9 protein-coding genes are annotated in these 9941 nt (G+C 74.2%); all 9 read left to right on the forward strand.

Going from position 1 to position 9941, the window contains the following annotated elements; genetic code table 11:
- The coding region (locus tag ABD811_RS31725; protein WP_344955142.1) for a carbohydrate ABC transporter permease at positions 1 to 839 on the forward strand (839 nt) is incomplete at its 5' end.
- Positions 840 to 856: 17 nt separating this feature from the next.
- On the forward strand, positions 857 to 1804 hold the full coding sequence (locus ABD811_RS31730; RefSeq protein ID WP_344955143.1) for an NAD-dependent epimerase/dehydratase family protein: 948 nt from the start codon (positions 857 to 859) through the stop codon (positions 1802 to 1804).
- 2 nt (positions 1805 to 1806) lie between these two features.
- Complete coding sequence (locus ABD811_RS31735) at positions 1807 to 2457, forward strand: dihydrodipicolinate synthase family protein (protein WP_344955145.1); 651 nt, start codon at positions 1807 to 1809, stop codon at positions 2455 to 2457.
- Positions 2454 to 3566: a mandelate racemase/muconate lactonizing enzyme family protein gene (locus ABD811_RS31740; protein WP_344955147.1), complete on the forward strand. Its 1113-nt coding sequence runs from the start codon at positions 2454 to 2456 to the stop codon at positions 3564 to 3566. Before ABD811_RS31735 ends, ABD811_RS31740 begins: the two co-directional genes overlap by 4 nt.
- Positions 3563 to 4831 (forward strand): pectate lyase family protein, encoded by a 1269-nt coding sequence (locus ABD811_RS31745; RefSeq protein WP_344955149.1) that lies wholly within the window; start codon positions 3563 to 3565, stop codon positions 4829 to 4831. The genes ABD811_RS31740 and ABD811_RS31745 overlap by 4 nt, the downstream gene beginning before the upstream one ends.
- Complete coding sequence (locus tag ABD811_RS31750; protein ID WP_344955151.1) at positions 4828 to 5973, forward strand: Gfo/Idh/MocA family protein; 1146 nt, start codon at positions 4828 to 4830, stop codon at positions 5971 to 5973. The genes ABD811_RS31745 and ABD811_RS31750 overlap by 4 nt, the downstream gene beginning before the upstream one ends.
- On the forward strand, positions 5970 to 6830 hold the full coding sequence (locus ABD811_RS31755) for a DUF6807 domain-containing protein (RefSeq protein ID WP_344955153.1): 861 nt from the start codon (positions 5970 to 5972) through the stop codon (positions 6828 to 6830). The genes ABD811_RS31750 and ABD811_RS31755 overlap by 4 nt, the downstream gene beginning before the upstream one ends.
- The gene (locus ABD811_RS31760; protein WP_344955155.1) at positions 6815 to 8416 is read left to right on the forward strand and encodes a glycoside hydrolase family 43 protein; all 1602 of its coding nucleotides are present in this window, start codon (positions 6815 to 6817) and stop codon (positions 8414 to 8416) included. Before ABD811_RS31755 ends, ABD811_RS31760 begins: the two co-directional genes overlap by 16 nt.
- A 35-nt stretch (positions 8417 to 8451) precedes the next feature.
- On the forward strand, positions 8452 to 9801 hold the full coding sequence (locus ABD811_RS31765) for an ABC transporter substrate-binding protein (RefSeq protein ID WP_344955157.1): 1350 nt from the start codon (positions 8452 to 8454) through the stop codon (positions 9799 to 9801).
- The last annotated feature ends 140 nt before the right edge of the window (positions 9802 to 9941 follow it).

Here is a 9941-nt window from a genome sequence, read left to right on the forward strand (position 1 = left end):
TGTCGGCCGGGCGCGAGCGGCGCGGCGGCGCGGGCGGCCCGCGCAAGTGGGAGATCTACGTCCCGCTCGGGCTGTATCTGGCGTTCACGCTCGTCCCGTTCTACTGGATGCTGCTGTACGCCTTCCGCCCGGCGGGCAGGACCGGCTTCCTGCCCTGGCCGCTGACGTTCGAGCACTTCACCACCGTGTGGAACAGCGTCGGGTTCGGCGTCTACTTCCAGAACAGCCTCAAGGTCGGCGTGGTCGCGCTGCTCACCACGACGGTGATCGCGCTGGCGGGCGGGTACGCGCTGGCCCGCTACCGGTTCCGCGGCAAGACGCTGTTCATGGTCGCCATGCTGTGCACCCAGTTCATCCCCGGCGCCATGATGCTGATCCCGCTGTTCGAGATCTTCCGGGAACTGCGGCTGGTCAACTCGCTGTGGAGCCTGGTGATCGCCGAGACGGTGTTCCAGCTGCCGCTGTCGCTCATCCTGATCAGCGGGTTCGTCAGGAACGTGCCGGTGGAGCTGGAGGAGGCCGCCTGGGTGGACGGCTGCTCACGGCTGCGCGGCTTCTTCACCGTGGTGCTGCCGCTGCTGCGGCCCGGCCTGGTGGCGGTCGGCTCGTTCGCCTTCATCCACTCCTGGAACAACTTCCTGTTCGCGCTGATGTTCCTCAGCCAGCAGGAGAAGTACACGGTCCCCGTCGGCCTCAACTACATGATCGGCGAGTACGGCGCCGACTTCGGCGCCCTGGCCGCCGGCGGCGTGGTGGCCGCCCTGCCCGTCGTGCTGGTGTTCGCGGTCATCCAGCGCTACCTCGTCCAGGGCCTGAGCGCGGGCGCGGTGAAGGGATGAGCGAGCGGGGGGCAGGGATGAGCGACAAGGTGACGGCGACGATCGCCGGGAGCGCGTTGGAGCCGGGGACGCGGATCCTGGTCACCGGCAGCGCCGGGCGGCTGGGACGCAGCGTCGTGACGGCGCTGGCCGAGGCGGGGCACGAGGTGTTCGGCGTGGACCCCGCGCCCGGCACACCGGCCGCCGCGGCCGCCGTCCTGCCCGCCGACCTCACCGACCTCGGTGAGGCGTTCGAGGCGATGGCGCGGTTCCGGCCCCGGGCGGTGGTGCACCTGGCCGCGATCGCCACGCCGTTCAGCCGCACCGACGCCTACACCTACCGGGTCAACACGCAGCTGGCGTTCAACGTGTGCGAGGCGGCGGCGCACTGCGGCGGCGTGGAACGCGTCGTGGTGGCCAGCAGTCCCACCGTCATCGGGTACGGCGCCCCGCACGGCTGGGCGCCGTCGTACCTGCCGCTCGACGAGGACCACCCGGTGGCGCCGTGGAACGCCTACAGCCTGTCCAAGCTGGCCGCCGAGCACACCATGCGGATGTTCGCCGCCGCCCACGGCGACCGCGTCCGGTACGCGGCGCTGCGGCCGTGCTTCGTCGTGGCGCCCGAGGAGTGGCACGGCGCGCCGACGCAGAGCGGCCACCGCATCGGCGAACGTCTCGACCGCCCCGACCTGGGCGGGACGTCGCTGTTCAACTACATCGACGCGCGGGACGCCGCCGAGTTCGTCCGGTGCCTGCTCGACGGGCTGCCCGCGCTGCGCAACGGCGAGGTGTTCTTCGCCGGGGCGGCCGACGCGCTGGCCCGCGAACCGCTGGCCGAGCTGCTGCCCCGCCACCTGCCCGCCACGGCGCCGCACTGCGCGGCCCTGGACGGCACCGCCCCGGCGTTCTCCTCCGCCAAGGCCGAGGCGCTGCTCGGCTGGCGGCCCAAGCGCAGCTGGCGCACCGAACTGTCCACGGAGGTATGACCATGCGGCTGGACGGAGTGCTGTTCTTCCCGGTGACGCCGTTCGGCGCGGACGGCGCGCTGGACGAGGCCGTGCTCGCCGAGCATCTGCGCGCCGGGCTCGCCCACGGGCCGGGCGGGGTGTTCGTCGCGTGCGGGACGGGCGAGTTCCCGTCGCTGTCGGCCGCCGAGCACGACCGCGCGGTGCGGACGGCGGTGCGGGTCGCCGGCGGAGACGTCCCGGTGGTCGCCGGGGCGGGCGGACCGCTCGGCGCCGCCCTCGACCAGGCCCGGGGCGCGGCGGCGGCCGGCGCCGACGGGCTGCTGCTCATGCCGCCGTACCTGGCCCAGGGGCCGCGGCAGGGCCTGCGCGCCTACGTCGAGACGGTCGCGCGGGCCGCCGGGATCCCGGTGATCGTCGCTGCCTACCACCGCGCCCAGCGCGACGACCCCGGGCTGGCCGAACGGCTGCTCGCCGAGTTCTACGCGCCGCTGGTGGAGCTGCGCAGCCGCGTCCCCGGATACGCGGTGTCGCTGGTCAAGGCGGGGGTGCGGCTGCGCGGCCTGGACGCCGGCGCGGTGCGCCCGCCGCTGGCCGAGCCCGCGCCCGAGCACCTGGACGAGCTGTCCCGCCTGGTCAAGACCGGGCTCGCGCTGGTGGAGGCGGCGTCATGAGCGTCATCGCCGAGGTGCGCAGCAGCGTCCACCGGGTCCCGCTGGTGCGGCCGTGGGGACCGAACACCACGCACATCCACCTGGTCGTCACCCGCGTCATCACCGACGACGGGCGGGCCGGCACCGGGTTCAGCTGGGCGCCCAACGTCGGCGGGCGCGCCGCGCACACCCTGCTGGAGTCCGACATCCGCGACGCCGCGATCGGCCTGCCCGCCCATCCGGCCGTCGCCTACGACCGGCTGTGGTGGCACCTGCACGAGGCCGGGCGCGGCGGGCTCACCACGATCGCGCTGGCCGCCGTCGACCTGGCGCTGTGGGACCTGCGCGCCCCGGCCGGCCTGGTCGAGTCGATCGGCCGCCGCCGCGACGCCGTCCCCGTCTACGGCAGCGGCGTCAACCGCCACTACGGCGTGGACGAGCTGGTCGACCAGGCCCGGCGCTGGGTCGAGCGGGGCCTGACCGCCGTGAAGATCAAGGTCGGGCTGGCGGACCTGGACGAGGACGTCGCCCGCGTCGCCGCCGTCCGCCGCGTCATCGGCCCCGGCGTGCGGCTCATGCTGGACGCCAACCAGCTGTGGGACCTGCCCCGCGCGCTGCACGCCATCGAGGCGTTCCGCCCCCACGACCCGTACTGGATCGAGGAGCCGCTGCCCGCCGACGACGTGCAGGCGTACGCGCGGCTGCGGGAGGGCGCCCCCGGCGTGCCGATCGCGCTCGGCGAGAACACCCACACCCCCTGGCAGTTCCGCGACCTGCTCACCGCGGGCGCCTGCGACATCCTGCAGCCCAACGTGGTGCGCGTCGGCGGCGTCACCCCGTTCCTGCGCATCGTCGACCTGGCCCGCGCGTTCAACGTGCCCGTCCACCCGCACCTGCTGCCCGAGCTGTCCGGGCAGCTGGCGTGCTGCCTGCCGCTGCCCGCGATGGTCGAGGACGTGGAGGACGCCTCGTTCGCCGCCCTCGGCCTGCTCGACACCGCCGCCCCGCCGCCCGTGCGGATCGGGGACGACGGCCTGCTGCGTCCCGGCGACGGACCCGGACTCGGGCTGCGCTTCGACGTGGACCTGCTGAAAAGCACCCGGCTCGACGACGACGGAGGAAACTCGTGAAGCTCACCGCGACGGTCGTCACGTCCGCCCTCGCCCTCGGCGGCGTCCTCACCGCGCCGGCCGCCCACGCCGCCGTGCCCCATGCCGCCGTCTCCCAGGGCGGCGGGCACCGCACCGACCTGGGCCGCCAGACGCTCGCGCCGGACGACGGATGGGCGGCAGCCGAGGGCGGCACCACCGGCGGCGCCGCGGCCGCCCCCGCGAACGTCGTCACCGTCCGCACCCGGGAGGAACTGGCCGCCGCCGTCGCCGGCGACACCCCCAAGATCGTGTACGTGCGGGGCCACCTCAAGGGCGGCGACGACTGCGCCGCCTACGCCGACCCCGAGTACAGCCTCGACGCCTACCTGCGGGCCTACGACCCGGCGCACTGGAGCAGCCCCGCGTCCGGGCCGCTCGAGGAGGCCCGCAAACGCTCCAACGCCAACCAGCGCCAGGACGTGATCGTCCGCGTCGGCTCCAACACCACGCTCGTCGGCGCCGGCAGGGGCGCGCGGCTGACCGGCATCAACCTGATGGTGCAGAACGCCGAGAACGTCATCATCCGCAACCTGGACGCGCAGGACGCCTACGACTGCTTCCCCGGCTGGTCGGGGGAGGACTGGAAGACCGAGTTCGACAACATCACCGTCTCCGGCTCCCGGCACGTGTGGGTCGACCACGTCACGCTCGGCGACGGCGACCGTCCCGACTCGGCCGAGCCCGCGTACTTCGGCAAGGTGTGGCTGCACCACGACGGCCTGCTCGACGTGGTGAACGGCAGCGACCTGGTGACCGTCTCCTGGTCGAAGTTCGCCGACCACGACAAGTCGCTGCTGTGGGGCAACAGCGACGGCGCCACCGGCGACCGCGGCAGGCTGCGCGTCACCCTGCACCACAACGAGTTCCGCGGGCTGATCCAGCGGGTGCCGCGCGTGCGGTACGGGCGGGTGCACGTCTACAACAACTCCTACGTGTGGTCGCCGCGGTCCCTGTACGCGTGGGGCGCGGGCAGGGAGTCGGCGATCTACGCGCAGAACAACCACTTCAGCGCCGGCACCCCCGCCGAGAAGATCATCTACAACTGGGGCGGGACCGCGATCCACGCCGAGGGCACCTACGTGGGGCACCGCCCCGTCGACGCCCTGGCCGCCTTCAACGCCGCCAACGACCCCGACCTGTCGGGCGACGTCGGCTGGACGCCCACCCTGCACGGGCGCATCGACCCCGCCCCCGCCGTCCCGGGCCTGGTGCGCGCCAGGGCCGGAGCGGGCCGCGTCTCATGACGGGCGTCATCCTCGCCGGCGCCCACGGGCACGGACGCCGGCACCTGGACAACCTGCGCCGGGCGGCCGCCAGCGGAACCGTCCGGCTGGCGGGCGTCTGCGACCTGCGGCCGGTGGACGAGGCGTCGCTCACCGGGTTCGACCCGGCGCCGGAGCAGTCGCCCGACCTGCCCGGGCTGATCGACCGCACCGGCGCCGAGATCGTCATCGTCGCCACGCCCATCCCCACCCACGCCGACCTGACGCTGGCGGCGGTGGCGCGCGGCGCGCACGTCCTGCTGGAGAAGCCGCCCGCCGCCACCTACGCCGACTTCGAACGCATCGCCGCCGGGGTGCGGGACGCCGGACGCGCCTGCCAGATCGGCTTCCAGAGCCTGGGGTCCGAGGCGATCCCCGCGGTGCGCGCCCTGATCGCCGACGGGGCGATCGGCCGGGTGCGGGGGATCGGCGCCGCCGGGGCGTGGCAGCGCACGTCCGCCTACTTCGCCCGCGCCCCCTGGGCCGGGCGGCGGCGCGTCGACGGCACCGACGTCGTCGACGGCGCGCTGACCAACCCGTTCGCGCACGCCCTGGCCACCGCCCTGGCCGTGGACGGCGCCGAGGGCCCGGACGACGTCGCCGACGTCGAGCTGGAGCTGTTCCACGCCTTCCCGATCGAGAGCGACGACACGTCCTGCCTGCGGTTGCGCACGTCGCACGGCACGGTCGTCACGGTCGCGGTGACGTTGTGCGCCCCCAGGCGCAACGAGCCGTACCTGATCGTGCACGGCGAGGAGGGGCGCGTCGTCCTCACCTACACCCGCGACGAGGTGCGCCTGGAACGGCCCGGCCGCGACCCGCTGGTCTCCGTCCACCCGCGCACCGACCTGCTGGACAACCTGCTCGCCCACGTGCGCGGCGACGCCGGGCTGCTCGTCCCGCCGGAACGCACCGCCGCGTTCATGCGCGTGCTGGACGCCGTGCGCACCGCGCCGGACCCGCTGCCCATCCCCGACGGGCGGCAGCGCGTCAGCGATGTGGACGGGGTGCGGCACCGGGAGCTGCCCGGCATCGAGGCGCTGGTGGCGGCCAGCGCCGAACGACTCGCCCTGTTCTCGGAACTGGACGCGGCGTGGGCCGTGCGCGAGGAGGTGGCGGGATGACCGCCGCGCCGGTGGAGCTGGCCTGCGCGGGACGCACGGTCGCCGAGTACGTGACGCGGCCGGACCTGGAGGCCACCCTCTCGCCCCGCCCGTACTTCCACCCGGTGCGCACGTTCGCCGGAACCGAGGTCACCGAGCTGATGCCCGCCGACCACCGGCACCACCTCGGCGTCAGCATCGCCGTGCCCGACGTGGGCGGACGCAACTTCTGGGGCGGCCGCACGTTCGTCCGCGACCAGGGCCCCACCTGGCTGGACGACCACGGCGTGCAGAGGCACCTGAGCTGGACCGGCCGCGCCGCCGGCGCCTTCACCGAGACCCTCGCCTGGATCGGCGCCGACGGCGAGACGGCCCTGCGCGAACGGCGGGACGTGCGCGCGGTCGCGGCGGGCGACCACTGGGCGCTGGACGTGGCGTTCACGCTCACCAACGTCACCCGCGAGCCGCTGCGGATCGGCAGCCCCGCCACCAACGGACGGCCCGGCGCCGGATACGGCGGGTTCTTCTGGCGGGCGCCCGGCACGTCCACCGGAATCCGGGTGCGCACGCCGCACGCCGAGGGCGAGCGGGCCGTGCACGGCGCCCGCACCGGCTGGCTGGCGATGACCGGCACCGCACCCGACGGCCGCGCGTGGACGCTCGCCTTCGTCCCCGCCGACGCCGCCACCGCCGCCGACCCGTGGTTCGTGCGGGTCGGGGAGTACCCGGGGGTGGGCTCCTCGCTGGCCTGGGAGCGCTCCCTCGACGTGCCCCCGGGCGGCCGCGTGACCCGGCGCGTCGTGACGGTCGTCGCCGACGGGCACCTGCCGGCCGCCGAGATCGACAAGCTGCGGGAGGCCCTGTGCCCGGCTCCCTGACCCCGCTGCCGTGGACCGCCGACCTGGGCGACGGCACGTACCGCAACCCGGTGCTGAACGCCGACTGGTCCGACCCCGACGCCATCCGCGTCGGCCGCGACTACTACCTGACCGCCTCCAGCTTCCACCGCGTGCCGGGCCTGCCCGTGCTGCACTCCCGCGACCTGGTCAACTGGACGATCACCGGGCACGCGCTGCCCGAACCCGAACCGGCCGAGGCGTACGCGGCGCCGCGCTGGGGCTGCGGCGTATGGGCGCCGGCGCTGCGCCACCACGCGGGCCGGTTCTGGATCTTCTACCCGGACCCCGACCACGGCATCCATGTCGTCACCGCCGACGACCCCGCCGGGCCGTGGACGAGGCCGCGCCTGCTCAAGCCCGGACGCGGCCTCATCGACCCCTGCCCGCTGTGGGACGAGGACGGCTCGGCCTACCTCGTGCACGCCTGGGCCAAGAGCCGCGCCGGTTTCAACAACCGGCTCACCCTGCACCGGATGAGCCCGGACGCCACGCGCCTGCTGGACGACGGCACGGTCGTCGTGGACGGCGACGCGATCCCCGGCTGCCGCACCCTGGAGGGCCCCAAGCTGTACCGGCACGGCGGCCACTACTGGATCTTCGCGCCCGCCGGGGGAGTGGCCACCGGCCGGCAGTACGCCTTCCGCGCGCCCGGCGTGTTCGGCCCGTACGAGCACCGCGTCGTCCTGGAGCAGGGCGACAGCGACGTCAACGGCCCGCACCAGGGCGCCTGGGTGGACGCCGCCGGCGGCGGGCACTGGTTCCTGCACTTCCAGGACCGGGGCGCCTACGGCCGCGTCGTCCACCTGCAACCCATGCGCTGGCGGGAAGAGGACGGCTGGCCCGTGCTCGGCGCGCACGGCACGCCCGTCGCGCGTCACCGCAAACCCGTGACGGGCGAGCCGCCCGCGGCCCCCGCCTCAAGCGACGACTTCACCGGCGGGCGCTTCGGCCCGCAGTGGACCTGGCAGGGCGTCCCCGACCCGGCGTGGACCGGGCGGGCGCCCGGCGGCGGGCTCCGCCTGGCCTGCGTGCGCCACGCCGACGCCGGCGACCTGCGCCGCCTGCCCAACGTGCTCGGCCAGCGGCTGCCCGCCGAGACCTTCACCGCCACCACCGACCTCACCCTGACCGGCGGCGAGCCGGGCTCCCGCGCGGGCCTGGCGGTGCTCGGCGACGCCTACGCCTGGATCGGCCTGGAACGCACCGCCACGGGCGTCGACCTGGTGTACCGCGTCGCCCACCCGGACGGCGCGGAGAAGGACGCGGCCACGCGGCGCCCGCTGCTCGACCCTGGGCGTCCGGTCCGGCTGGCCGTGCACGTCGGCGCCGGAGCCGAGTGCCGCTTCACCGCCGACGCCTCCGGCGAACCGGGGGGTCGCGGGGGGTCGTCCCCGCGCGAGAACAGGGCCGGGCCGCGGCGGTTCGGCGACCCGTTCACCGCGACCGGGGCGCGCTGGGTCGGCGCCACCCTCGGCCTCTTCGCGGCCGCCCCGCCCGGCGCGGGCCCGGCCGCCGGTCACGCCGACTTCGGGGGCTTCCACGTCGACGGAGAGGAGCACCCATGACGACCCCACCCCAGACGAGAAGGGCAGGAACGACGATGACGCGACGCGGTCCCGAACCGGGGCGGAGGACCCCCCTGGCGAGAGTGCCGCTGGCGGCCACCGCGATCGTCGCGGGCGGCGCGCTGGCGCTCGGCGCATGCGGCGGCGGCGACTCCGGGTCGTCCGGCGGCACCACCACGATCACCTACTGGGACACCAACGCCAGCGCCGCCAACAACCCCCGGTGGAACCACACCATCGCCGAGTTCGAGAAGCGCAACCCCACGATCAAGGTCAAGTACGTCGGCATCCCCATCGCCCAGGTGCAGCAGAAGCTCGACACCGCCATCGCCACCGGCGGGCTGCCGGACGCGGGCGGCATGACCACCGCGCTGCTGGCCGGGGTGGCGGGCCAGGGCGCCCTGGAACCGCTGGACGAGCGCCTGGCCAAGAGCCCGCTCAACGGGAAGATCAACAACACCTTCCTGCAGCTCACCAAGCAGGCCGGGCCGGACGGCAAGCTGTACGAGCTGCCCAGCAACGCCAACATGGGCGTGCTGTGGTACCGGCCCGACTGGTTCAAGGACAAGGGCCTCAAGCCGCCGGAGACCTGGGACGACTTCTACACCGCGGCCGAGCGGCTCACCGACGCCGGCGACAACCGCTACGGCTACACCATCCGCGGCGGCGCCGGGTCGATCGCGCAGGTGCTGGAGTTCATGTACGCCCAGTCCGGCATCACCCAGATCTTCGACGCGCAGGGCAAGGCCACCCTCAACGACCCGCGCAACGTCGCCGCGCTGCAGAAGACCGTCGCGCTCTACAAGAAGAACACCCCGAGCGCCGACGTCAACAACGACTACATCAAGATGACCGCCCAGTTCGACGGCGGCACGATCGGCATGATGCAGCACAACCTCGGCTCCTACGGCGACCACAAGAAGGCGCTGGGCGAGGGCAGGTTCGCCGGCGTGCCGATCCCCGCGCTGCCCGACGGCACCCGCGTGGTGATCTCCAACCCGATCGGCGGGACGGCGGTGTTCAAGTCCAGCAAGCACAAGGACGCCGCCTGGAAGTTCGCCGAGTTCGTCTCCTCCAAGGAGATGACGTCCTACTGGAGCCGGCAGCAGGGGCAGATCCCGGCCAACACCGACGCGGCGGCCGAGCCGTGGATCAAGGAGAACCCCACCCTGGAGAACGCGATCAGGGCGACCAACGACCCCAAGACCAAGATCGTCCAGCTGCCGTACCACCTGCCCGAGTTCAACGCCATGACCAAGGCCGAGGCCGAGCCGCAGTTCCAGAAGGTGCTGCTCGGGCAGCTCACGCCGCAGGCGTTCCTGGACGAGCTGGCCAAGAAGTTCACCGAGGCCGAGGCCGAGTTCCGCGAACGCAAGGGCAACTGAGGCCCCACGGTCGCGTCAACGGCCCGAGGCGGGAGAGAGCGTCGACGACAGCCACCCGAACGCCTGCTCCTGCATCACCGCGTCGAAGGCGTGCCCCACCGGGTGGAACGTCCCGGTGTAGGCGTCCGGACGCCCGGCTG

It is taken from the genome of Actinomadura miaoliensis, assembly GCF_039536785.1.
GTDB lineage: Bacteria > Actinomycetota > Actinomycetes > Streptosporangiales > Streptosporangiaceae > Spirillospora > Spirillospora miaoliensis.

Coding starts and splice junctions, on each gene's coding strand:
- ABD811_RS31750 (WP_344955151.1), top strand. CDS start 4,828: ATGACGGGCGTCATCCTCGCCGGCGCCCACGGGCACGGACGCCGGCAC.
- ABD811_RS31755 (WP_344955153.1), top strand. CDS start 5,970: ATGACCGCCGCGCCGGTGGAGCTGGCCTGCGCGGGACGCACGGTCGCC.
- ABD811_RS31765 (WP_344955157.1), top strand. CDS start 8,452: ATGACGCGACGCGGTCCCGAACCGGGGCGGAGGACCCCCCTGGCGAGA.
- ABD811_RS31730 (WP_344955143.1), top strand. CDS start 857: ATGAGCGACAAGGTGACGGCGACGATCGCCGGGAGCGCGTTGGAGCCG.
- ABD811_RS31740 (WP_344955147.1), top strand. CDS start 2,454: ATGAGCGTCATCGCCGAGGTGCGCAGCAGCGTCCACCGGGTCCCGCTG.
- ABD811_RS31735 (WP_344955145.1), top strand. CDS start 1,807: ATGCGGCTGGACGGAGTGCTGTTCTTCCCGGTGACGCCGTTCGGCGCG.